The organism is Streptomyces sp. NPDC058796, assembly GCF_042745235.1.
Classification (GTDB): Bacteria; Actinomycetota; Actinomycetes; order Streptomycetales; family Streptomycetaceae; genus Streptomyces.
The window spans coordinates 367865-391018 of the sequence record NZ_JBHYOP010000002.1; the positions used below are offsets into that span (position 1 = coordinate 367865).

Sequence of the window (23154 nt, forward strand, 5' to 3'; positions counted from 1 at the left end):
TGGTCCCGCAGGCGAGGGGGACGGCGTGGCGGGCGCTGAGAGCACCAGGAGCGGCCGGCCGGGCGGGAACGGGGGCGGCGACGCCCGGACAGACGGGGCCGACGGGGGCGCGAGGGCCGGCAGCGGGCCGCTGCTGCTGGGCGTACGCCATCACGGGCCGGGGTCGGCACGGGCGGTCCGGGCGGCGCTGGACGCGGCCCGGCCGGGGATCGTGCTGATCGAAGGGCCGCCCGAGGCCGACGCCCTGATCCCACTGGCCGCGGACGAGGGCATGCGTCCCCCGGTCGCGCTCCTCGCCCACGCCGTGGACGAACCCGGGCACTCGGCGTTCTGGCCGCTGGCCGAGTTCTCCCCGGAGTGGGTGGCCGTCCGCTGGGCCCTGGAGCACGACGTACCGGCCCGCTTCATCGACCTGCCGGCAGCGCACACGCTGGCGTGGCGGGCATCCGGGGGCGAGGGGGAGGAGTCCCGAGGGGGTGAGGGGAACGAGCCCGGTGCTGCCTCCCCCGGCCTCCGGGGTGATCCGCTCGCCGTGCTCGCCGAGGCCGCGGGCTACGACGATCCCGAGGTCTGGTGGGAGGACGCCGTCGAACACCGGGACACGGGCGGCGGGGACGTGCTCGCACCGTTCACGGCGCTCGAGGAGGCCATGGCGGTGCTGCGGGAGACCGAGGAGGGCGGCGGGCACGGCCGGGAGCCGGTGCGGGAGGCGTACATGCGGCTCCAGGTGCGGGCGGCGCAGCGCGAGTTCGCCCAGGGCGCCGCCGTGGTCTGCGGGGCCTGGCACGTGCCCGCGCTCCGGCGCAAGGTCACGGTCGGCGCCGACCGGGCGCTGCTGAAGGGGCTGCCCAGGACCAAGGTGGACATGACCTGGGTGCCCTGGACCCACCGCAGGCTGTCCCGGGCCAGTGGGTACGGGGCCGGTATCGAGTCGCCGGGCTGGTACGGGCACTTGTTCAACGCGCCGGACCGGCCCGTGGAGCGGTGGCTGACCAAGGTGGCCGGGCTGCTGCGGGCGGAGGACCGGCTCGTCTCCTCGGCGCACGTCATCGAGGCGGTGCGGTTGGCCGAGACCCTCGCCGTGCTGCGCGGCCGACCGCTGCCCGGGCTGAGCGAGACGACGGAGGCCGTACGGGCGGTGATGTGCGAGGGCTCGGACGTGCCGCTGGCGCTGGTGCACGACCGGCTGGTCGTCGGTGACGTGCTGGGCGAGGTGCCCGCCGGCGCGCCCGCGGTGCCGCTGCAGCGTGACCTGGCCCGGCTGCAGCGGCGGCTGCGTCTGAAGCCGGAGGCCTCGGGGCGGGAGCTGGAGCTCGACCTGCGCAAGGAGACCGACGCGGGGCGCAGCCGCCTGCTGCACCGGCTGCGGCTGCTCGGCATCGGCTGGGGGGAGCCGGCCTCCTCGCGGGGCAGCACGGGTACGTTCCGGGAGACGTGGCGGCTGCGGTGGGAGCCGGAGTTGTCGGTGCGGGTCGCCGAGGCCGGGGTGTGGGGCACCACCGTGTTGGCCGCCGCGACCGCCAAGGCGGAGGCGGACGCCGTCACCGCGCAGACCCTCGCCGAGGTCACCGCGGTCACCGAACGCTGCCTGCTGGCCGAACTGCCGGACGCGCTGGGCCCGGTGATGCGGATACTCGCCGACCGCGCGGCGCTCGACACGGACGTCGGCCACCTCGCCCAGGCCCTGCCGGCCCTCGTCCGTTCACTGCGCTACGGCGATGTCCGCGGCACCGGCACCGGCGCGTTGGCCGAGGTCGCCGCGGGCCTCGCCGAGCGGATCTTCGTGGGGCTGCCACCGGCCTGCGCCGCGCTGGACGCCGACGCGGCGCAGGAGATGTGCCGGCATGTGGACGCCGTGCACGGCGCGGTGGGACTGCTCGGCGACGCCGCGGCGCCCGGCCACGGCGCCCTGCGAGTCCGCTGGCGGGCCGTGCTGCACACCCTGTCCGGCCGGGACACCGTGCCCGGTGTCGTCCGGGGGCGTGTCGTCCGGCTCCTGCTGGACGACGGCGAGCTCGCGCCGGAGGGAGCGGCGCGGCTCATGGGCCTGGCGCTGTCCCCGGGGACGCGCCCGGCGGACGCCGCGGCGTGGATCGAGGGCTTCTTCGGCGGCGGCTCGGGCGGCGGCATGCTGCTCCTCCACGACGAGCGGCTGCTCGCACTGGTCGACGGGTGGCTGACCGGCGTACCGGCGGAGGCGTTCACGGACGTACTGCCGCTGTTGCGGCGCACCTTCTCGGCCTACGAGCCGGGAGTCCGCCGCGGCATCGGCGAACTGGTCCGGCGTGGCCCGGAAGGGCGGGGGAGGGCGACGGCGTCTGACGTCGGCGCCCCCGGTTTCGCCATCGGCCTCGACGCCGGGCGTGCCGACGCCGTGCTGCCGGTGGTCCGGTTGCTGCTCGGCATCGAGGGAGTGGATGAGGTTGGCGGAGCGGGCGAGGCGGACCCGGTGGGCGACGCCCGTCCGTCGGGCCCGGCGGACCGAGCCGTGCCGACGGACCCGGCCCGCCCGGCAGGCCTGGCGGGTCGGACGGGCCCAGCGAATCGGGCGGATCCGTCCAGCCGGGCGGACTCAGCGGATCGTGCGGGCTCAGTGAATCGGGCGGAATCGGCGCATCAGGCCGGCCCGAGCGCCGTCCCCGTGGGCGGTGCCCTCAACGTGCCAGTGGAGGTGGACGCGTGACGACCGAGCCGGTGGACGCCGAGGCGGCGCAGGAACGGGTGCGGCGTTGGCGGCTCGTGCTGGGTGGTGACCAGGCCGACGGCACCGGTCACCCGCTCTCCGGACCGGACGCCGCGATGGACGCGGCGCTCACCGCGCTCTACGGGAAGAGGGCGGAGCCACGGACGGGACGGGACCGTTCCGGGGGGCTGGGGGCCTCCGCCCCGGCCGTGGCTCGCTGGCTGGGGGACATACGGACCTACTTCCCGTCCTCCGTCGTCCAGGTCATGCAGCGGGACGCCATCGACCGGCTCGGCCTCGCCACACTCCTGCTGGAACCGGAGATGCTCGAGGCCGTGGAGGCCGACGTGCACCTCGTCGGCACCCTGCTGTCCCTCAACAAGGCGATGCCGGAGAGGGCGAAGGAGACGGCACGTGCCGTCGTCCGCAGGGTCGTCGAGGATCTGGAGAAGCGACTCGCCGGCCGTACCCGGACCGCCCTCACCGGCGCCCTCGACCGCAGTGCGCGCGTCAGCCGGCCCCGCCACCACGACATCGACTGGAACCGCACGATCGCGGCCAACCTCAAGCACTACCTCCCCGAGCACCGGACGGTTGTGCCGGAGCGGCTCGTCGGCCACGGACGCGCGTCCCGCTCCGTGAAGAAGGAGGTCATCCTCTGCGTCGACCAGTCGGGGTCGATGGCGGCGTCCGTCGTGTACGCCTCCGTGTTCGGGGCGGTGCTCGCGTCCATGCGGTCGATCAGCACGCGGCTCGTGGTCTTCGACACGGCGGTGGCCGACCTCACCGAGCAGCTCGACGACCCGGTCGACGTGCTGTTCGGCACCCAGCTCGGCGGCGGCACGGACATCAACCGTGCGCTGGCCTACTGCCAGTCGCGGATCAGCCGGCCCGCGGAGACGGTGGTCGTGCTGATCAGCGACCTGCACGAGGGAGGCATACGGAACGAGATGCTCAAGCGGGTCGCCGCGATGAAGGCCGCCGGCGTGCGGTTCGTGACGCTGCTGGCGCTGTCGGACGAGGGGGCGCCCGCGTACGACAGGGAGCACGCGGCGGCACTCGCCGAGCTGGGCGCACCGGCCTTCGCCTGCACGCCCGACCTCTTCCCGGAGGTGATGGCCGCGGCCATCGAGCAGCGGACGCTGCCGATACCGGATGCCGGGTGACGATTTGTCGACCCGGGTGGCCCGATTCCTTCCGTCAAAACGGACATGACTGACCATCGGTGCGGCCAGGCTTGCGTGACCCACGGAGTCACGTGCGAGGATCGCGCGTCGTATCGACAGGTCGTGTGAATACGACGTGTGAACCGTTCCGCCGCACGGGAGGAATCTCCCCCTCTTGATCTGGTCAGCAGTTCTGCCCGAGGCCGCCTGGCGCGTGATGCGCACGGCGGGCGGGCGGCGTGCGCCGCACGTGATGCTGCTGGTGGGCGGGTTGTTCGTGCTGGGGGTGCTCTGCGGAGAGCGGGCACAGGCCGCCGAGGGTGTTCCGTCGCCGAAGGACGTCACCGGTCAGGTCGTCGACGCCTCCCCGCAGCGCCCGAGCGAGGAGCCGGCCGCCCGGGGACCCGCCGTCCCGCGGGGACTTCGGAGCGGTCAGGACTCTCCGATCGCCGCCCGGGCACACAAGGTGGCCGTACCCGACCTCGGTCTTCGTCATGCGACCGAGGATGTCGTCCGGCTGAAGGACCGGCCCGTGAAGGACCGGCCCGTGAAGGACCGGCCCGTGAAGGACCGGGTCGTGGAGGACCGGGTCGTGCGGCCGGTCGTCGACGTGGCGGAGGCGGTGGCGGACGGGCTCGGTTCGGCCGCGCGGGCGGAGGTTCCTCCGTTGGAGGTGCTGACCACCGCGCCCGGCTTGAACCCGCCCGGCCTGACTGACCCGCCCGGTCCGGGTGGCCTGCCCGAGCTGTCCGGCCTGCCCGGTCGGGTGGTCCCCGTCGACCCGCTCCCGCAGACCTTGCCGTCGGTCACGGAACCGGCCGCATCCGACGCGTCCGACGCCGTGGCCGACTCCGTGGCCTCGGCAGCCGCCTCCGGCGCCCGGCCCACCGAAGGGGCCGCGCGCTCGGCGTCCGCCGCCTACGGTCCGCAGCCCGTCACGCCCACTGCCTGGTCCGCGGCGCGCGACACCACCGACCGCGCGGTGTCGCCGTCCCCGGCGACCACCCCGAGCCCCGCCCCCGCCCGCCAGTCGCCCACCGGTGATCCGGACGGCGCCCTGGGCGCTGCCGGTGCCGACCATGGCACGCCCCGCCACGGTGACGCGCACGCGGTCACCCCGCATCACGGGATCCCGTTCCGACTCGTGCCCGGCGCCCTCGTGCGCGCCGACGCCGCCGAGACACGGGACCGGTACCGGGACATTCCGGTCTCTCCCGCCTAGCGGCGGAACCCTCCCCCGCCGCAGACCCGCCGCGCGGGGGCGGAGAGGTCTGCCCGCCGCCCGGACGCCGCCGGCCGCTCTCCCAAGCCGCTCGCCCCGGTCCGCCCTCGGCGGCCGACCGCAGTGGCGCGACGCCGGCAGGCACCCGGAATTCGGAAACGTCCCCAAACTCAGCTCTTCGAAGGACCTGACGTACCCATGAACAAGAACATCCGCCGCTCCATCGTCATCACCGCAGGCGTCACCGGCGCCTGGGCACTGGGTTCCGCCGTCGCCAGTGCCGACGAACTGCCCGCCGCCTCCGTGTCCGTCCCCGACGTCGCGACGGACACCGCGACCGGCGCCGTCACCGACGCCCCCTCCGCGTCGGACACCCTCACCTCCGCGGCGGACACCGTCCCGGCCCCCGAGGCCGCCTCCGTCACGACCTCCGTGACGACCCCCGTGGCGGACGCGGACGGGGCCACCGCCGACGTCGACTACCTCTTCGGCCCCCTCTCCGCCTTCGCGCCGGAACTCGACCAGGCACAGCACGCCGCCCGGGAGACGGCCGGCACGGTCACCCCGCCGGTCGCCGAGCGGGCGGTGAGCGGCGCCGTGCCGATCGCCGAGGGGATCGTCGGCGACGTGCGGCCGTACGCCACCGGGCTGGCCGGTGAGGTCACCGGCGACACCAGGGACGCCGTCCTGCCGCCGGTCGCGAACACCGCCGTGGACGGGGCCGTGCCCGTCGCCGGGCAGGCCGTGAGGGACACCGGCGACCTGGCCGACGGCGTCCTGGGCGACGTACGCCCGTTCGCGGACGGTGTCGCCGGGGCCGTGCCGCCCCTGGCGCAGGGCGTGACCGGGCACGCCGGTGCGTTCGCCGAGGGCGTCGACGGTGCTGTGCGCCCGGTCGTCGACACCGTGACCGACGCGGTGCGGCCGGTCGTCGGGGGCGTCGGTGAGAGCGCCACGGCGCTGGCGTACGGAGTCGCCGGCGAGGCGGTCCCCTTCGCGCACGACGTCGCAGGGCAGGCCGCCCCCTTCACGCGGGACCTCACCGGCACCGTCCGGGACACGCCGCTGGCGGGCAACGCCGTCACCGGCGCGGAGAACGTCGTCAAGTCGGTCACCCCGGAATACGCCCAGGACCTCCAGGGCGCCGCCTACGGCGCGCTCGGCAACCCCTACGGGGTCTGACGCCGCCCCTGCCCCGGAGAAGGCCTGAAATTCGTCCACCGGGACATCGGACGGACGTCAGGTGACCAACGGGCTTCGCGGAGCGCGCGGCCCGGACGGTCCGGCCGAAAGCCGTCGGCCTCCGTCCGGCCGTAGCTGCGCGGACCGGGCGGCCGGTCCCCATTGGGGTGGGGACCGGCCGCCCGCACTCCGGAGGGCCGCACTCCCGCGGCCGTCCGGGGCGTTCCACGGGCCTCACCGGGTCAACCCCAACCCGGTGAGGCCCTTATCTGCGTTTTCCGCCCTCACACCAGGCACCGCGTGCCAGTGAGCGCGGCATCATGTGACAGGCATCACCGCTCAGGTGTGACCCACGATTTAGAGACCCCCTGCAAGCGGCGATAACCTGCGAGACGGACATGCCGCGCGCTCGGACACCGTGTGCGCCTCCCTTGTGACTCACAGCGGACGTCACGTTGCCCTTCGCGGCACGCCCACGCATCCAACGAACCGCGAGATCACTGATAGGGACGGAAGCGCGTGGACCTGTTCGAGTACCAGGCGAGGGACCTCTTCGCCAAGCACGATGTACCGGTGCTGGCCGGTGAAGTCATCGACACGCCTGAGGCGGCGCGCGAGATCACCGAGCGTCTGGGCGGCAAGTCCGTCGTCAAGGCCCAGGTGAAGGTCGGTGGCCGCGGCAAGGCCGGTGGCGTGAAGCTGGCCGCCTCGGCGGACGAGGCCGTCGCCCGCGCGACGGACATCCTCGGGATGGACATCAAGGGCCACACGGTCCACAAGGTGATGATCGCCGAGACCGCCCCCGAGATCGTCGAGGAGTACTACGTCTCCTTCCTCCTCGACCGTGCCAACCGCACCTTCCTCTCCATCGCCTCCGTCGAGGGCGGCGTGGAGATCGAGGAGGTGGCGGCCACCCGTCCGGAGGCCGTCGCCAAGACCCCGATCGACGCGATCGACGGCGTGACGCCCGAGAAGGCGCGCGAGATCGTCGAGGCCGCGAAGTTCCCGGCCGAGGTCGCCGACAAGGTCGCCGACATCCTGGTCAAGCTGTGGGACACCTTCATCAAGGAGGACGCCCTCCTGGTCGAGGTCAACCCGCTGGCCAAGGTCGCCTCCGGCGACGTCATCGCCCTCGACGGCAAGGTGTCGCTGGACGACAACGCCGAGTTCCGTCACCCCGACTTCGAGGCCCTCCACGACAAGGCCGCGGCCAACCCGCTCGAGGCCGCCGCCAAGGAGAAGAACCTCAACTACGTCAAGCTCGACGGCGAGGTCGGCATCATCGGCAACGGCGCGGGTCTCGTCATGAGCACCCTGGACGTCGTCGCGTACGCCGGTGAGAAGCACGGCAACGTCAAGCCCGCCAACTTCCTGGACATCGGTGGCGGTGCCTCCGCCCAGGTCATGGCGAACGGCCTGGAGATCATCCTCGGCGACCCGGACGTCCGCTCCGTGTTCGTCAACGTCTTCGGCGGCATCACCGCCTGCGACGAGGTCGCCAACGGCATCGTCCAGGCGCTGAAGCTCCTCGAGGACCGCGGCGAGAAGGTCGAGAAGCCGCTCGTCGTCCGCCTCGACGGCAACAACGCCGAGCTGGGCCGCAAGATCCTCACCGACGCCAACCACCCGCTGGTCCAGCGCGTCGACACCATGGACGGCGCGGCCGACAAGGCCGCCGAGCTGGCCCACGCCGCCAAGTAAGCACTCAGGACGAGGACACCAACACACCATGGCTATCTGGCTCAACAAGGACAGCAAGGTCATCGTCCAGGGCATGACCGGCGCCACCGGCATGAAGCACACCAAGCTCATGCTCGGCGACGGCACCAGCGTCGTGGGCGGCGTGAACCCGCGCAAGGCGGGTCAGTCCGTGGACTTCGACGGCAACGAGGTACCGGTCTTCGGCACCGTCAAGGAGGCCATCGAGAAGACCGGCGCCAACGTCTCCGTCATCTTCGTGCCGGAGAAGTTCACCAAGGACGCCGTCGTCGAGGCCATCGACGCCGAGATCCCGCTGGCCGTCGTGATCACCGAGGGCATCGCCGTGCACGACTCGGCCGCCTTCTGGGCCTACGCGGGCAAGAAGGGCAACAAGACCCGCATCATCGGCCCGAACTGCCCCGGCATCATCACCCCGGGCCAGTCCAACGTCGGCATCATCCCGGGCGACATCACGAAGCCGGGCCGCATCGGCCTGGTCTCGAAGTCCGGCACGCTGACGTACCAGATGATGTACGAGCTGCGTGACATCGGCTTCTCGACCGCCGTCGGCATCGGTGGCGACCCGATCATCGGCACCACCCACATCGACGCGCTCGCCGCGTTCGAGGCCGACCCCGAGACCGACCTGATCGTCATGATCGGCGAGATCGGCGGCGACGCCGAGGAGCGCGCGGCCGACTTCATCAAGGCCAACGTGACCAAGCCGGTCGTCGGCTACGTCGCCGGCTTCACCGCGCCCGAGGGCAAGACCATGGGCCACGCCGGCGCCATCGTCTCCGGTTCGTCCGGCACCGCCCAGGCGAAGAAGGAGGCCCTGGAGGCCGCCGGCGTCAAGGTCGGCAAGACGCCGACCGAGACGGCGAAGCTCGCCCGGGAGATCCTGGCCGGCTGAGCGCCTTCCGCGCCGCGGCGCGCAGCGCACCACACCGAGTGGGCCCGTCCTCGTCAGAGGGCGGGCCCACTCGGTGTACGGCGGTGTGTCCCGAGGCGGCGCGTCGTCGGAGTGGGACCGGTGTCGTTCGATCCGTCACTCGATCCGGGGCGTCAGCCGTTCCGGGCCGTCCTGCAACTGGTCCCGCAGCTTCTGGCGCAGCTCCAGCTGCTCGTCCGACAGAGGTCCCGGCGCGACCCTGGGCGGCACCCCGCGCACCGTCTGCCCGGGGGACACGGGCGGTTCGTAGTGCGTGGGCGCGGTACGCAGGGTCAGGGCCGTGGTCCCGATGAGGGCGACCGTGAAGGCGATCGCGGCCCGGGTCAGGAAACGCGCCCGGCGTTCGCTGCCCGTGCGCACCGCCGTCGGTCCGGCCGCCCGCAGCCGTTCGGCCGACGCCAGCTCGGCCAGCCGCCGGTGCAGCACCTGCGGGTCGGCCAGCTCGGGCAGCCGGCCGGCGAGGGCCTCGCGGGCGCGCATCAGCCGGCTGGCGGCCGCCGGGGTGCTCGCCTCCGTCTCCGCCGCGGTCTCGGGCAGGCCCAGACCCACACCGTCGTACAGCAGGAGCGTGCGGCGGTGCGGCGGGGGGAGCCTGAGCAGGGTGTTCAGCAGAGTCCGGTCGCCGGGGTCGGCGGGGGGCGGCTCCGGGTGCCGGTGGCGCAGCCGGAACCGCTGCCAGGGCGAGAGCGCGTACTCGTACGCCGCCGCCCGCACCCAGCCCACCGGGTCGCGGTCGCGGGCCACCTCGGGCCAGTGCTCCCAGGCGACCTGGAAGGCCCGCTCTACCGACTCGCGCGCCAGTTCGCGACGGCCGGTCAGCAGATAGGTCTGCCGCACCAGGGAGGGGGCGCTGAATTCGTACAGTGCGTCGAAGGCCTGAGCGGGGGTCAGCTCGTCCGGGCCGGGGCGTGCTGTCCCGGGCATCGGCTCCGAGTGGGATTCCGTTTCCGCGCTGCGGTCCGGCCGTTCCCCCGGATCTTGCTCGTCCAGCGGCTTCGCGGGGAGTACGAGGCTGTCGACGGCTCCCTGGGCAGGCCCCTGGGCGGCGTCCTCGACGGTACCCGGCTTCCCGGGTCCCACGGCCACGACGACGGGCACCGGTGACTGTTCCGTTTCGGGCTCCGGTCGCGCTCGCGGCCCTTCCGGCTGAGGCTCCGGCTCCGGCGTGAGCGTCGGCTTCGCCCGCCGTGCCGCCGCCTCCTCGGCCAGTGTGCTCAGCAGCTTCGCGTACGCCTCCCGTTTGCGGCCGCGTGGAGTGGTGCGGCCGGACTCCCACGCACGGACCGTCTCGCGGGTGACCCCCACCCGCGCCGCGAGCTGAGCCTGTGTCAGCGCGGCCGACTCGCGCAGGCGCCTGCGTGCCTTGGGGGGAGGGAGCGGGGTTGCGGGGCTCCGTGTCACAGGACGCCCCTTCGTACGAAAAAGTACATAAACATATATTGAGCGACACAGCGGTGCTTCGCCTGTTACGCCGGGAAAGCGCGTGTCGTTGGGAGCATGGCGGACGTGATGCAGACGACCGCCCGCCCAGCCCCGCTGTCCCTGCTGCGCACCCGGTGGCGCGACCGGTCGCCCGGTCTGTCCGACGGCCTCCTCGGCGGCGCGGTCGCGGCCGGGCTGGGACTGGCGTCGTGCGCGGTGCTGGTGACGGTGCTTTGGATCAGTTCGCCCTACCCCGACAACGGGCCCGGCGGCACCCTGCACGTCGCCGCGGCGCTGTGGGTGCTCGCGCACGGGGCCGAACTGGTCCGTGCCGACACGCTCTCGGGAACTCCCGCGCCCGTCGGTGTCACCCCGTTGCTGCTGCTCCTGCTGCCGGTGTGGCTGCTGCATCGCGCGGCCAGGGACGCCACCGACCCCGGGGACGGGGTGGGGGTGGCAGTGGGAGCGGGCGCGAAGGCAGGGGCCGGAGGCCTGGGGGCGGGCGGGCGCCTGCGGGACGCCGGACCACCGCCCGTCTCCGCGCGCAATGCCTGGGCGGGGGTCGTGCTCGGCTACCTCGCCGTCGCCACGCCCGTCGTGCTGTACTCGGCCGACGCCGCCCTGCGGCCGTCCTTGTGGTGGGCGGCGACGTGCCTGCCCCTGGTCACCATGGGCGCGGCGGGCGCGGGAGTGTGGACGGCGTTCGGCCGCCCGGGCGGCCCGGTGGGCCGCGCCCTGCGGGTGCTGCCCCGGAACCTGCGGGAGCTGATGGTGGAGCCGGACGCGCGCCTGGGTGCCGCCACGCGCGCCGCGGGCGCCGGTGCGGCGGTGCTCGTCGGGGGCGGGGCGCTGCTGCTCGCCGTGTCGCTGGTGTGGCACGGGGGCGCCGCGCAGGAGGCGTTCCTGCGGCTGACGGAGGGGTGGTCGGGCCGTTTCGCCGTGCTGCTGCTCTGTCTGACCCTGGTACCGAACGCGGCGGTGTGGGCGGCGGCGTACGCCCTCGGTCCGGGGTTCGTGCTCGGCACCGGTCATGTCGTGGGCCCGCTCTCCTCCGCGCCGGCACCGCTGCTGCCGCCGTTCCCGCTGCTGGCGGCGGTACCGGACGCGGGGCCGGGTACGCCGCTGCACTGGGCGGCCGGGACGGTGCCGTTGGCGGCGGGGGCGGTGGTGGGGTGGTTCACGGCGCGGGCGGCCACGGCGGGTGTGGGCCGGGAGGCGGCGCCGGGGACCGCCGCGGTGTGGTCGTGGCGGCGGACCGTCGGCGCCGCCCTTCTGGCCGCCGTGCTGTGCGCGGTGCTCGTCGCCCTGCTGGCCGCGTTGGCGGGCGGTCCGCTCGGGAGCGCCGCGCTTGCCCGGTTCGGGCCGGTGTGGTGGCAGGTCGGGGGCGCGGCGCTCGGGTGGATCGCGGTGGTCGCGGTGCCGGTGGCGGTGGTGGCGCGGGGGGCGCGGGTGTGGCGGGGGCGGGGGGCCGCGGCGGGAGCCGTGGCGGAGGCTGCGGTGGAGGCGCCGGGAGCGGGAGCGGGAGCGGAGGGGGGCGATGGTGGTGGGCGTCGGTGGGGGTGGGTGCGGTTGCCGTTCCGGGGGCGGCGTGGGGAGGGCGGGGGAGCGGGGGAGGAGCCGGCCGACGAGGGCGCGGTGCCGTTCGGGCTGTACGACGGGGGAGGAGCTGGTGCGCCCTACGACCTGCTGCCGGCCGACTCTCCTGGGGAGCCGCCGCGGGCACCGTGAGGGGCGGGGCCGGGCTCGAGCGGGTGCCCGGGAGGGGTGCGGTCGCCCCCGCCGCCCCTGCCCCTCGGCGTGCGTGGGGGCTGCCGCCCACTGACATCCGCCGTCGGCCTGTACGGCCTCGTCCTCACACGCCGGACGGGCTGAAGTGGCCGCGCCCGGCTTCCCGGACCGTGAGCGCCGGACGGAGCGGGGGTTGCCGCCCCCGCCGTCTCAGTCCTCCGTGCCCAGCAGATCCCGCAGCTGTTCCGGCAGGTGGCGGTCGCACGCCTGTTTCGCCTCGTTGGTGAGGGCGTCGTTGCGGCAGGTGTAGTAGTCGTTGTAGACCAGCTGGGCGCCGAAGGACGCGGCGACCAGGAGGACGGCCAGGGAGGCCGTGACCAGGCCGCTGATCGCCGCGGTGCGCTGCGGTCGGCCGGTCTGGTCGGCGGGCCGGGCCGGGGTGTCCGGGTCGGAGGCGGCGCGGGGCTTGGCGCGCAGGGAGCTGATACCCCAGTAGAGGGCGAGCGCGCCGAGCAGCAGGGCCACGTACGGCCAGGTGAAAAGGGCGAAGAACAGGGCCCACATGCCGCTCAGCAGGGCGTAGCGGGCACGCCGCTGGACCGGGTCCGTCGGGTCCCAGCGCGGACCGGGACCGCCGCCCGGGCCCTCGGGGCCGGAACCGGAGCCGCCGGGTCGCTCGCCGAAGTTGCCGGAGGAGCGGCCGGGCTGCCGGTCGCTCCACTGGCCACCCCACGGGGAACGCCCGCCGCCACCCCGCGAACCGGAAGAACCCTGGGAGTCGTCGTCGCCCGACGGGTGCCGTGGCTGCCAGGGGCGGTCCGGCGTGCCCTCCGGGGGCGGTGCGAACGGGTTGTCCCTGTCGGTGTCCTTGTCGGCGGCGCCGTCCGAGGGGGTGTCGGGCGGTGAGGAGGGACGCTCCCGCAGCAACACGGTGCTGCGCTCCCCTGGCTGTGCCGACTGCTGGGGGAGCGTGAGCAGTCGCAGGCTGCGGTCCGGCATCAAGTGAGCGTCTTCCCCTTGGCGATCTTGACGGTAAGGAACGGGCGAACTGGTCGGCCCGACCTGTGAACGCGTGACGCGCGGGCCGCGTTCCCGGTCCGGCTCCACGCAGACGCTACCTTCCGGCCACGCCCCCGTCCCGAGGGGGCCGCCCGGTGTGCCGGTATCGTTGCTGACGGTCGGCCGCTTCGTAGACTTCCCCGTATCCCGGGGCGCGAAGCATTCGTACGACCACACAAACGGATGAACGTACAAAACGTACGGCCGTGAAGACCCGCTCCCCCGAGAAAGGCCCCCACCGTGGCCGCCAAGCCCGTGGCCCAGCGAGCCAAGCGCCTAGTGGTGCTGGTCTCCGGATCCGGCACCAACCTGCAGGCGCTCCTCGACGAGATCGCCGCCACCGGCGTCGAGGCCTACGGCGCCGAGGTCGTCGCCGTCGGCGCGGACCGCGACGGCATCGAGGGGCTCGCGCGAGCCGAGCGCGCCGGCCTGCCGACCTTCGTCACCAGGGTCAAGGACCACGGGACCCGTGAGGAGTGGGACGCGGCGCTCGCCGAGGCCGTCGCCGCCCACGAGCCGGACCTGGTGGTCTCGGCCGGGTTCATGAAGATCGTGGGGAAGGAGTTCCTGGCGCGGTTCGGCGGACGGTTCGTCAACACCCACCCCGCGCTCCTCCCCAGTTTCCCGGGAGCCCACGGTGTGCGGGACGCGCTCGCGTACGGCGCCAGGGTCACCGGCTGCACCGTCCACTTCGTCGACGACGGCGTCGACACCGGGCCGATCATCGCGCAGGGCGTGGTGGAGGTCCGGGACGAGGACGACGAGAGCGCTCTGCACGAGCGCATCAAGGAAGTCGAGCGAAGGCTGCTCGTCGATGTCGTGGGGCGGCTCGCCCGCAACGGCTATCGCATTGAGGGACGAAAGGTAGTTATCCAGTGACCGCCACCGCCACCGCCGGGAGCAACAAGCGGGCCATCCGTCGCGCGCTCGTCAGCGTCTACGACAAGACCGGGCTGGAGGAGCTGGCGCGCGGGCTGCACGAGGCCGGCGTCGAGCTCGTCTCCACCGGCTCCACCGCCGGACGGATCTCCGCGGCCGGCGTGCCCGTCACCAAGGTCGAGGAGCTGACCGGCTTCCCCGAGTGCCTGGACGGCCGGGTCAAGACCCTGCACCCCAAGGTGCACGCCGGTATCCTCGCCGACCTGCGTCTGGAGAGCCACCGGCAGCAGCTCGACGAGCTGGGCGTGGCGCCGTTCGACCTGGTCGTGGTCAACCTCTACCCGTTCCGCGAGACCGTCGCCTCGGGTGCCACCCCCGACGAGTGCGTCGAGCAGATCGACATCGGCGGCCCCTCCATGGTCCGCGCCGCCGCCAAGAACCACCCCTCCGTCGCGGTCGTCACCAGCCCCGCCCGGTACGCCGACGTGCTGTCCGCGGTGAAGGACGGCGGATTCGACCTCGCCGCCCGCAAGCGGCTGGCCGCCGAGGCCTTCCAGCACACCGCCGCGTACGACGTGGCCGTCGCCTCCTGGTTCGCCTCCGAGTACGCCCCGGTCGACGAGTCGCGGTTCCCGGACTTCCTGGGCGCCACGTACGAGCGCGCCCGCACCCTGCGCTACGGCGAGAACCCGCACCAGCCCGCCGCGCTCTACACCGCCCCCGAGGGCGGCGGCCTCGCCCAGGCCGAGCAGCTGCACGGCAAGGAGATGTCGTACAACAACTACACGGACACGGACGCCGCCCGCCGTGCCGCGTACGACCACGACGAGCCCTGCGTCGCGATCATCAAGCACGCCAACCCGTGCGGCATCGCCGTCGGCGCGGACGTCGCCGAGGCGCACCGCAAGGCGCACGCCTGCGACCCGCTGTCCGCGTTCGGCGGCGTGATCGCCGTCAACCGCCCGGTCTCCAAGGAGATGGCCGAGCAGGTCGCCGAGATCTTCACCGAGGTCATCGTCGCCCCCGACTTCGAGGACGGCGCCCTCGAAGCCCTCACCAAGAAGAAGAACATCCGCGTGCTGCGCGCCCCCGAAGCCCCCGCCGCCCCGGTCGAGGTCAAGCCCATCGACGGCGGCGCCCTCCTCCAGGTCACCGACCGCCTCCAGGCCGAGGGCGACGACCCGGCCACCTGGACCCTCGCGACCGGCGAGGCGCTGTCCGAGGCGGAGCTGGCCGAGCTGTCCTTCGCCTGGAAGGCGTGCCGGGCCGTCAAGTCGAACGCGATCCTCCTCGCCAAGGACGGCGCGTCCGTCGGCGTCGGCATGGGCCAGGTCAACCGCGTCGACTCCGCGAAGCTCGCGGTGGAGCGGGCGGGCGCCGAGCGCGCGCGGGGCGCGTACGCCGCCTCCGACGCGTTCTTCCCCTTCCCGGACGGCCTGGAGATCCTCACCGCGGCCGGCGTGAAGGCCGTGGTCCAGCCGGGCGGCTCGGTCCGTGACGAGCTGGTCGTCGAGGCCGCGAAGAAGGCCGGCGTGACGATGTACTTCACGGGGACGCGGCACTTCTTCCACTGACGCGTACGCCGGTGTCCCGTGCCGGCCGGCCGGCACGGGACACCGGAGAGACCGGTCTCTCCTCAGTAGTGGTCCACGGTCTTGCTGCGGTGGTAGACGCGTGTCCCCGTCGCGAAGACGTGCACCCCGTCGCCCTGCATCACCTTGTGCAGGTGGTAGGCGCCGCCGTCGTGGTTCTTGGAGCTGTCTCCTCGGTGGAACTCGACGAAGCCGAAGGGCCCTCCGCTGCGGTATCGCAATGTCGAGCCGTACCACCGGAGCCGGTCGTCGGCCTTGCTCCACGTGGCATTGCCGACCATGCCGTCGTCGTCGAGGCCGTGGCGCTGCTGCCACTTGATGGTGGCGGCCCTGGTCCGCGAACCGAAGTACCCGTCGATCTCATGGAAGTCGAGCAGGTGCTCCGAGGCCAGGATGCTCTGCCAGAGCATGACGATGTCGGTGTTCGAGGATTCACCGCAGCCGTCGCAGAGGGAGTTGCCGAGTTCGTTGAAGTGGTCGCCGAAGTCGTCGGTGAGCGAGCCGGCACCGTCCACGTAGGAGGTGCTGTAGGCCCCGGAGTTCCCCGCGTACGCCGCCTGCGCGGGGCTGACGGTCAGCATCGTCGACAGCCCCGCGGCGAGTGCCCCGAGACCGAGCTTCCAGCGAGTCCTGCGCATGAGTACGTCCTCCTGGCATCGAGGGACCGGGTGTGCGGATTCAGAGGGTGGTCAGGGAGCGGAACTGGATCCGCGAGCCGCGCATCGACTCGACGCCGTCGTACTGGTAGACCTCGTCGAGTTTGTAGGCCCCGCTGTCCTTGTCCTTCGACGTGCTGCCGCGGTGGAAGACCACCGCGCCGGTGTTGTACTTACCGGTGTAGGTCACATCGACATTGGAAAGCCACCGGAGCCGGTCGTCGGCCTTGCTCCAGGTTCTGTCGCCGACCATTCCGTCCGCGCCGAGGCCGTAGCGCTGCTGCCACTTGATGGTGGCGTTCCTCGTCGCGGGGCCGAACTGCCCGTCGATGTCGCCGAGACCGAGCAGATCCTCGGCCACGAGAATGCTCTGCCAGAGGACGACGACGTCGGTGTTCGAGGATTCCCCGCAGCCGTAGCAGAGAGAATTCCCCAGTTCGTCGAAGTGGTCGCCGAAGTCGTCGGTGAGTGAGCCGGCGCCGTCCACGAACGAGGTGCTGTACGCACCGGAGTTCTGTGAGTAGGCGGCATGCGCGGGGCTGACGGCGAGGACCGTGGCCATCACCGGGGCCAGCGCGGCGAGGCCGATCTTCCATCGCTTCTTCAACACAGCGTCCTTTCCGCAGAGGTCGTGTACTCAATGTGGCCGATCCGCGGGCGCAGGAGTACCTGCAAAGTTCGAGGGCGCGGCCGCTCGCACCGCCGGCGGGTCCGTGGGAACCTCGCACCACACGGGTGCGACGAGCCGAGTCCGCGAGTCGGGGTCGGTGACCTCCGCCCGTACGCAGTCGTCCCGGCCGGCGGCCAGCCGGACGGTCACCGGTGTGCCCTCGCCGACGTGTGCGATCACGTTGGCGAGCAACTCGGTGATGCAGAGCTGGGCTTCCCGCCTTCCGTCCCCGTACGCACTGTGACGAATCACTCGCAGAGTGGTACGGGTCGGCGTATCGTGAAAGACCGCCTCCTCGTAAGGACACTGACGCTTCGGTGAGCGTCCCTTGCTTCTACGGCTTGACGTTGGAGCAGTTGGCTGACGGAAGTGCTCCGTGCAGTGGCGCACGAGCGGCTACAGCAACGGGACCGGCGGTGAATGCGTCCAAGTAGCCGACACCATCCCCGGCACCACCCCCGTCCGCGACTCCAAGAACCCGGCAGGCCCCGTCCTCCTCTTCGCGGACGGGGCCTGGGCCCTGTTCGTCGGTGGGCTCAGCCTCGGGCAGCCCAGGGCGCGGTGATGACACCGGACCCGGCGCCCAGCCGGTCGGACCACTCCTGGAACTTCGGAGCGACGCGCAGCATGTCTTCGCTGTCCGGCCCGACCGCCAGGTAGTAGAGGGACTCGTCCACGGAGTCGTCGTCGCCGCCCCAGCGGACCGTACCCGCGCAGTCCCCGACGATCTCCCGGATGGTCCGGACCTGCTGCGGGAAGTAGCTGCCCTGCGCTCTTGCCCCGGGGACGATCCGCAGAGCCGTGCCCGACGACAGGTTCGAGGCGGGGCTGGTCAACGGCGTACGGCCTATTTCGCTCCAGCCCCGTACCTCGTCGGCGCGGAGCTCCCGAACCTCGTAGTGGAAGCGGCGCGCTATGTGGAGCAGGAGGAGTTCCGGCAGCCCGATCCTCACGTCGACGCGGATACCCGCTCCGGAGACGGAGCGGGACCAGACCGTCGAGACGTGGTTGGTCTGGGTCTGGATCTCCCAGCCGTTCTGCGACAGCGGGATCTTCGCCGGCCGGAGACCGGACGTCGGTCCGGTGCGGTCGGCTGCCGTGGCGGTGCCGGTCGGAAGGAGATACGCGGCCGTGGCCGCGGTGCCGACGGCCAGGACGGTACGCCGGTTGGGGTGTCCGCTCATGTCGAAGCCCTTCAGCTCGTCCGGCTGATCAGATTGAACCGCTCCAGGACCCGGTACAGGCCGATCAGTTCACGGCCGTACTTCTGGGCCCCCTCGCCCGTGCCGTTGTAGCGGGCGAGGATCTTTTCGGTGTCGCTGTCGCTCGTGTCGAGGCCGGGGCGCGGGACGTGCGTCTGGTACGCGTTGTAGATGGTGAGGTAGGCCGCGGTGGTGATGTTGTACGTCGGTTCGTCGTGCAGGCGCTCCCACACGGACGCCTTGTCGTCGTCGGTGAGACGGTCGCCGTTGATGATGCCGTTGTCGATGCAGTAGTTGCGGGCCGCAATGGCCACCCAGGCGAAGATCTGCCCCCAGCCGGTGCTGCAGTCGCTCAGGTTCCCGTCTTTGACCGCCTCGTCGGCTGCCTTGTCCAGGACGTTCCACTTGCGCAGCTCCCACAGGACGGGCGCCTGCACCAGGGCCTTGCGCAGGCGCAGGAGCCTGGCGAGGTCGGTGAACAGCCAGTCCATGCTGATGACGTCGTCGAAGGAGTCGGTGGTGGAGTTGCCGCCGATGGTCGCCCAGTCGCGGTCGGTCCAGCCGTCGCCGCCCGTCTCGGGAACCCCGATCGACTCCAGGTATCTCTGGACCTCCTGGAGGGCGGGGCCGCGGAGGGCGGGGTCGAAGCCGGTGTCGAGACCGGTGGTGTCCAGGGCCGGGTCGAAGGAACTCTGCCCCCGGTCGCGGCCGGAGACGATGTCCACGTCCAGCTCGATCCTGCCCTCACCGGAGCCGACCCACTTGGTGACGATCTGATCGAACGCCCAGTTGCGAGGGAGGGGATGTCCGATGTTCCCGGAGAACCCGGCCGACATGTCGGACACGAAGCTCGTGACGGCGTACCCATGGTCGGCGACACGCTGACACACGTTGCGAGCGCCGTAGATCCCCACGTTGTAGGCGGAGTTCTCGCCGACCGTCCGGTGCACGGCCTTGAAGTGGGGGATGATGTGGCGGCTGACCTCCCAGTCGACGGCGTCGTAGTCGACGGCGAAGTAGATGGTGGTGCCGTTCTTGAACCCGTAGCGTTTCGCCAGGTTGATCGCCGAGAACGCGGCTCGCACGCCCGCGTCGGCGGAGAAGTCGTCCGCGGATCGGTTCCACGTCTGGTAGATCGGGAAGCAGCGCAGGCCGTTGGCGGCGATGGTGTCCAACTCGCCGGGCTGGATCTGCTTCTCCGGCAGAGAGCTCCCGCCGGGGGTGAGATAGCGGCCGACGATCTCGATGCCCTCGGACTTGAGGGTCGCGGCCCGAGCGTCCGTGATCTTCGTGACGCCGTCGCAGCCGGCTCCCTTGCGGTACTGGTCACCGTAGGAGACCAGCAGTGACGCCCAGGTGGAGGCATCCGCCCTGCCGGTTTCGTCGAGTGCCACGAACCGCTGGAAGGCGCGGACGGCGCTCGCCATGCTGGGGCTGAAGGTCGCGGTGAACGTGGTGGAGCGCTTGGCGAAGCAGAGCGCCGCGGAGAAGAGGCGGACCCAGTCTCCCGTGTCGCCGACGGCCAGTTCGTGTCTCTCCAGCGAGGCCAGTGTCTTCGTACCGAACCACCCGGTGGCGATGTCGTCGCTCATGCCCACGTCGTACTGGACGGCGTAGATCATGGCCGTGGCGACGTTGCGGGAGTAGTGGCCGTCGCACGGCATGACGAAGAAGTCGCGGCGCTCGACGTAGCGGCCATTGAGCCACCGCTGGATGTCACGGACCGTGTCCGACCCGTTGTTCACCACCACGTAGGCGTCCATGGTCAGCAGGGCCTTGAAGACCTTGGGCACGAGATTCGACCCGGGATAGGCGGAGGCGACGCCCATTCGCTGCATCATGAGGGTGACCGCGTCGGCGGTGCGTTCGTCGTAGATCCCGTTGATCCCGCTTCCGTCGTAGCCCTTGGCGTAGAGCGCGGACTGGATGATCATGGTGACGTTGGCGGGGGTGTCGCGGAAGCCGATGCTCGGCCAGGTCGCCTGCAGGTTGGACAGGGTCTTCGGACCGAAGGCGTTCGACAGGTCGGTGATACCGAGTTCGTACTGCAGGGCGCGGGTCAGTGCATACATCAGCTGCCAGCCGGTCTTGCCGTCCTCCTCGACCTCCATGCCGATCTTGGCTTCGCCGTAGACGCTGTTCACGAATCTCTGGGCGCTGCGGACCATCTCGTCTGCCACGTGACGTCCCTTTCCGGATGGGTAGGGGGTCCACCGTGGCGGGGATCCGAGTGCAGGGGTACCTCCAAAGTTGCAGGGCGGACGTTCAGCGGTGCCGGGTGCGCAGCGCCCGCCAAGTCGCCGGTCCGACCATCCCGTCCGCGTCCAGCCCCGCCCGCTTCTGGAAGATGACGACCGCGCTCTGGGTCTTCGGGCCGAAGTCGCCGTCCACCTCGCCGACCTCCGTGATCCCGTGGAGGTGGCGGAGCAGGCACTGCAACTCCCTGACCTGGCTGCCGCCGTCGCCGCGCTTGATGGTGAAGTCCCAGGTGCCGCTGTGGCCCGCCATGTAGCCGCGGCCGTCGGAGCTCTCGTACACCACGGGCTTCTCGCAGGTGGGCGGCGCCGCGGCGGCTGGGGCCGATTCCCACGGGGTCGTGTAGGCGAGGCTCGCCACGCCCACGATGGCCGCAGCGGTCGCCGCCGCCAGGACGGGGCGGCGCCACCGCCGGGGGCGGAGCCTCGGGAGCCGGGCGGACCGGGAGGCGCCCGCGGCCTCCTCGACCCTGCGCAGCAGCGATGCGGTGTCGGTGGTGCGCTCCGCGTGGCTGGGGGCCAGGCAGTCCCGCAGGATGTCCCGCCAGGCGTCCGGAAGGCCGGGGGACAGGCGCAGTTCCTCGTGTCCCCGGGCGTAGCGCATCGCCGCGTCGGAGCGGGCCTCCGAGGTGCCGCCGGGCAGCGGGAACTCGCCGGTCAGCACCACGTGGGCGAGGACGCCGAAGGCCCAGACGTCGGCGGAGGGGCGGACCCGCGTGCCGCGCTCGTCGACCTCGGGCCACAGCAGTTCGGGCGGGGTGTAGTCCGGGGTGGCGAAGGCCGGGGCATAGGCGTGGGTGCCCTCCAGCTCCGCGGCCATGTTGAAGTCGGCGAGGCGGGCCGAACCGTCCGCCATCAGCAGAACATTGGCCGGTTTCAGGTCTCCGTGCACCCAGCCCGCGTGGTGGAGCTGGTGCAGTCCCTCGCAGATCTGCGCCAGCAGGGCGGGCCCGGACTCCGGGGTCGGTGTCCGGGCCAGTACGGCGTCCAGGGAGCCCTCGGCCAGCTCCAGGACGAGGACGGTCGCGCCGTCCAGCTCCGGGTGGTCCGGGTCGTCGACCGTCAGCGTGTCGTACATTCGGATCAGCCGGGGCGAGCTCAGTCGCCGCAGCAGTTGCACCTCGCGTTCGGCCAGGTCGCGCAGGTGGTGCAGTTGGCGCGGGGTACGGGTGCCGGTGGACAGGAACTTCAGCGCCGCCCGCCGTGGTGACCCGCCGCCGTCGGAGGCGCGGCCCGGCCCGGCGGACGCATCACGGACCGCTTCGTAGACCGTGGCGAACGCCCCGGACGCGAGTGGCTCACGCACCTCCCACGGGCCGATCCGGTACCCCTTCGGCACTGGGACCGCGTACGGCCGCCCGGTCACTGTGCCGCTCCGCTCGGGGCCGGGGCGAGTACGACGAGATCGTCCTCGCGTACCAGGTCGAAGCGGAGGGCGAGCGCGGCCAGGGATTCCTTCTTGCCGTGTGTGCGCCTGCCCGGCTCGGCCGTTTCCGGGCCGGGTCTCAGCCGCAGCTTGACGGCGAGGTAGTCGATGTTCCAGTAGACGGCGGAGCGGCTGACCTTGGGCCAGCTCGGGCGCAGCCGTTCCACTATCTCCTCGACGGCGGGCAGCGGGGCGCGGGGCTCACCGCGCAGGCGCCGCTCGCACAGCGCGGCCAGCACCGCGAAGTACCGCTTGGTGCGGTCCAGCGCGAACGCCGGTACGGTCCCCGTCCCCTCCAGCCCCCCGCGCTCGACGCTGCGGAAGGCGTGCCGCGGTGCCCAGACGTCGAAGGTGAGCAGGTCACCCGCGGCGGGCAGGGTCACCCGTGCCAGCTCGAACGGTACGGGCGCCTCCACGCGGCCCGGAGCGACCTTGATGTGCTCGCCGGCGCCCTCCGGGTTCTCCACCACGTAGGTCTGGTCCTCGCTGAGATTGCTCAGCAGCCAGAACGTCCGGTGCGCCGAGATCTCCCCGGCGACCCGGGGCACCCCCACGTGGGCGATGGTGAGCCCGCCGCCGGATCCGGCCCTGCCGAACTCGACGCGCTCACCCGCGCTGATCCTCAACTGGTCGGCCACACTGCCGCAAGACGGCGGCACGATGATGACGCTGTACATGGAGTCGTCCCCCTCCCCCGATTCCCCTCGGGGTCAACCTTCCCCAGTCCAACAAGGGGGAGCGTACGGGAGGCGAGTGAGGGCATCCTAGGGATTCGGACGGCTCGGCGGGTCGGTGGAGCGCGGAGCCGAAGCGGCCCCCGGTCCCCTCCGCGGAAGGGACCGGGGGCCGTCGTCCTGCCGGCTCCGGTGGGGCGGATCAGCAGGGGCGCAGCGACCAGATCGGGTCCCAGGTCGCCGTGCCCGCCTGGTAGGCCGTCGACGTCCAGCGGACGCTGCCGTCCTTGTTGAAGAACTTGGCGACCGTGCCCGGCGTCTGGTTGTTGGTGAACGGGCCGTCGCCGGTCCAGTTGGTGAGGTTCCAGGTCTGGCACTTGTAGAAGTCGAACTTGGTGCCCTTGACGATCATGCACAGGTGGCCGTACCCGCAGGCCAGGTCCTGGGCACCCTTGGTCCGGGGCGCCTCGGTGACGGTCAGGCCCTCGTACTTCACCGCGTCGGCGGTCACGTGCAGGGGCTTCGGGCTGTCGGCCAGCACCTGGTCGGCCGCCTGCTGCAGAGCGGTCACCCGGGTGCCGCCCGGGGCGTCGCCGGCGGCGGCCGCCACCGTCGAGCCGGCGACCAGGGCCGAGGTCGCGACGAGCAGCGCGGCGGGCTTGAAGATGTTCACTGTTGTTCCCCC

The 23154-nt window shown here is 72.3% G+C and carries 19 protein-coding genes; 10 read left to right on the plus strand and 9 right to left on the minus strand.

The features are described from left to right. Positions 1 to 25: 25 nt before the first annotated feature. The 6 genes from ACFW47_RS06975 to sucD all read left to right on the plus strand — a co-directional run bounded on the left by ACFW47_RS06975 (position 26) and on the right by sucD (position 8867). Positions 26 to 2683, plus strand: coding sequence for a DUF5682 family protein (locus ACFW47_RS06975; RefSeq protein ID WP_386305047.1), 2658 nt, complete (start codon positions 26 to 28; stop codon positions 2681 to 2683). After that, a complete protein-coding gene (locus ACFW47_RS06980) occupies positions 2680 to 3849 on the plus strand; it encodes a vWA domain-containing protein (RefSeq protein ID WP_386305048.1) in 1170 nt (389 codons plus the stop codon). Before ACFW47_RS06975 ends, ACFW47_RS06980 begins: the two co-directional genes overlap by 4 nt. 175 nt (positions 3850 to 4024) lie before the next feature. Beyond that, the gene (locus ACFW47_RS06985) at positions 4025 to 5071 is read left to right on the plus strand and encodes a hypothetical protein (RefSeq protein ID WP_386305049.1); all 1047 of its coding nucleotides are present in this window, start codon (positions 4025 to 4027) and stop codon (positions 5069 to 5071) included. A gap of 198 nt (positions 5072 to 5269) precedes the next feature. After that, positions 5270 to 6253: a hypothetical protein gene (locus ACFW47_RS06990; RefSeq protein WP_386305050.1), complete on the plus strand. Its 984-nt coding sequence runs from the start codon at positions 5270 to 5272 to the stop codon at positions 6251 to 6253. 519 nt (positions 6254 to 6772) lie between these two features. Then, the gene (sucC, locus tag ACFW47_RS06995; RefSeq protein ID WP_019330005.1) at positions 6773 to 7954 is read left to right on the plus strand and encodes an ADP-forming succinate--CoA ligase subunit beta; all 1182 of its coding nucleotides are present in this window, start codon (positions 6773 to 6775) and stop codon (positions 7952 to 7954) included. A gap of 28 nt (positions 7955 to 7982) precedes the next feature. Then, entirely contained in the window at positions 7983 to 8867 is an 885-nt protein-coding gene (gene sucD / locus ACFW47_RS07000) for a succinate--CoA ligase subunit alpha (protein ID WP_386281392.1), read from the plus strand. A 135-nt stretch (positions 8868 to 9002) separates the two neighbouring features. On the opposite strand, the gene ACFW47_RS07005 is transcribed toward sucD, so the two are convergent. Beyond that, positions 9003 to 10307, minus strand: coding sequence for a helix-turn-helix domain-containing protein (locus ACFW47_RS07005; RefSeq protein ID WP_386281390.1), 1305 nt, complete (start codon positions 10305 to 10307; stop codon positions 9003 to 9005). Between the two features lie 96 nt (positions 10308 to 10403). Here ACFW47_RS07005 and ACFW47_RS07010 point away from each other — a divergent pair, with 96 nt between their 5' ends. Then, positions 10404 to 12056 carry a DUF6350 family protein gene (locus tag ACFW47_RS07010; RefSeq protein WP_386281388.1) on the plus strand — a complete coding sequence of 551 codons (1653 nt, stop codon included), beginning with the start codon at positions 10404 to 10406 and terminating at the stop codon, positions 12054 to 12056. A 210-nt stretch (positions 12057 to 12266) separates the two neighbouring features. On the opposite strand, the gene ACFW47_RS07015 is transcribed toward ACFW47_RS07010, so the two are convergent. After that, a complete protein-coding gene (locus ACFW47_RS07015) occupies positions 12267 to 13055 on the minus strand; it encodes a hypothetical protein (protein ID WP_386281386.1) in 789 nt (262 codons plus the stop codon). A 300-nt stretch (positions 13056 to 13355) separates the two neighbouring features. On the opposite strand from ACFW47_RS07015, the gene purN reads away from it, so the two are divergent. Together purN and purH are read left to right on the plus strand one after the other, a co-directional pair. Further along, on the plus strand, positions 13356 to 13994 hold the full coding sequence (gene purN / locus ACFW47_RS07020; protein ID WP_217249215.1) for a phosphoribosylglycinamide formyltransferase: 639 nt from the start codon (positions 13356 to 13358) through the stop codon (positions 13992 to 13994). Beyond that, positions 13991 to 15568 carry a bifunctional phosphoribosylaminoimidazolecarboxamide formyltransferase/IMP cyclohydrolase gene (gene purH / locus ACFW47_RS07025; RefSeq protein WP_386305052.1) on the plus strand — a complete coding sequence of 526 codons (1578 nt, stop codon included), beginning with the start codon at positions 13991 to 13993 and terminating at the stop codon, positions 15566 to 15568. The genes purN and purH overlap by 4 nt, the downstream gene beginning before the upstream one ends. Positions 15569 to 15630: 62 nt before the next feature. On the opposite strand, the gene ACFW47_RS07030 is transcribed toward purH, so the two are convergent. Both ACFW47_RS07030 and ACFW47_RS07035 read right to left on the minus strand, forming a co-directional pair. Beyond that, positions 15631 to 16224 (minus strand): peptidoglycan-binding protein, encoded by a 594-nt coding sequence (locus tag ACFW47_RS07030; RefSeq protein ID WP_386281381.1) that lies wholly within the window; start codon positions 16222 to 16224, stop codon positions 15631 to 15633. A 40-nt stretch (positions 16225 to 16264) separates the two neighbouring features. Then, positions 16265 to 16849, minus strand: a complete 585-nt coding sequence (locus ACFW47_RS07035) for a peptidoglycan-binding protein (protein WP_386281378.1) — start codon at positions 16847 to 16849, stop codon at positions 16265 to 16267. 439 nt (positions 16850 to 17288) lie between these two features. On the opposite strand from ACFW47_RS07035, the gene ACFW47_RS07040 reads away from it, so the two are divergent. Beyond that, positions 17289 to 17477: a DUF397 domain-containing protein gene (locus ACFW47_RS07040; RefSeq protein WP_386281376.1), complete on the plus strand. Its 189-nt coding sequence runs from the start codon at positions 17289 to 17291 to the stop codon at positions 17475 to 17477. On the opposite strand, the gene ACFW47_RS07045 is transcribed toward ACFW47_RS07040, so the two are convergent. The 5 genes from ACFW47_RS07045 to ACFW47_RS07065 all read right to left on the minus strand — a co-directional run bounded on the left by ACFW47_RS07045 (position 17449) and on the right by ACFW47_RS07065 (position 23142). Next, the gene (locus ACFW47_RS07045; RefSeq protein ID WP_386305054.1) at positions 17449 to 18096 is read right to left on the minus strand and encodes a hypothetical protein; all 648 of its coding nucleotides are present in this window, start codon (positions 18094 to 18096) and stop codon (positions 17449 to 17451) included. The genes ACFW47_RS07040 and ACFW47_RS07045 overlap by 29 nt on opposite strands. A gap of 11 nt (positions 18097 to 18107) precedes the next feature. Next, positions 18108 to 20294, minus strand: coding sequence for a glycoside hydrolase domain-containing protein (locus ACFW47_RS07050; protein WP_386305055.1), 2187 nt, complete (start codon positions 20292 to 20294; stop codon positions 18108 to 18110). Between the two features lie 85 nt (positions 20295 to 20379). Next, on the minus strand, positions 20380 to 21735 hold the full coding sequence (locus tag ACFW47_RS07055) for a protein kinase (protein ID WP_386281369.1): 1356 nt from the start codon (positions 21733 to 21735) through the stop codon (positions 20380 to 20382). Further along, complete coding sequence (locus ACFW47_RS07060; protein ID WP_386305057.1) at positions 21732 to 22472, minus strand: FHA domain-containing protein; 741 nt, start codon at positions 22470 to 22472, stop codon at positions 21732 to 21734. The genes ACFW47_RS07055 and ACFW47_RS07060 overlap by 4 nt, the downstream gene beginning before the upstream one ends. Positions 22473 to 22671: 199 nt before the next feature. Next, positions 22672 to 23142, minus strand: a complete 471-nt coding sequence (locus ACFW47_RS07065; RefSeq protein WP_386305058.1) for a hypothetical protein — start codon at positions 23140 to 23142, stop codon at positions 22672 to 22674. Positions 23143 to 23154 lie beyond the last annotated feature (12 nt).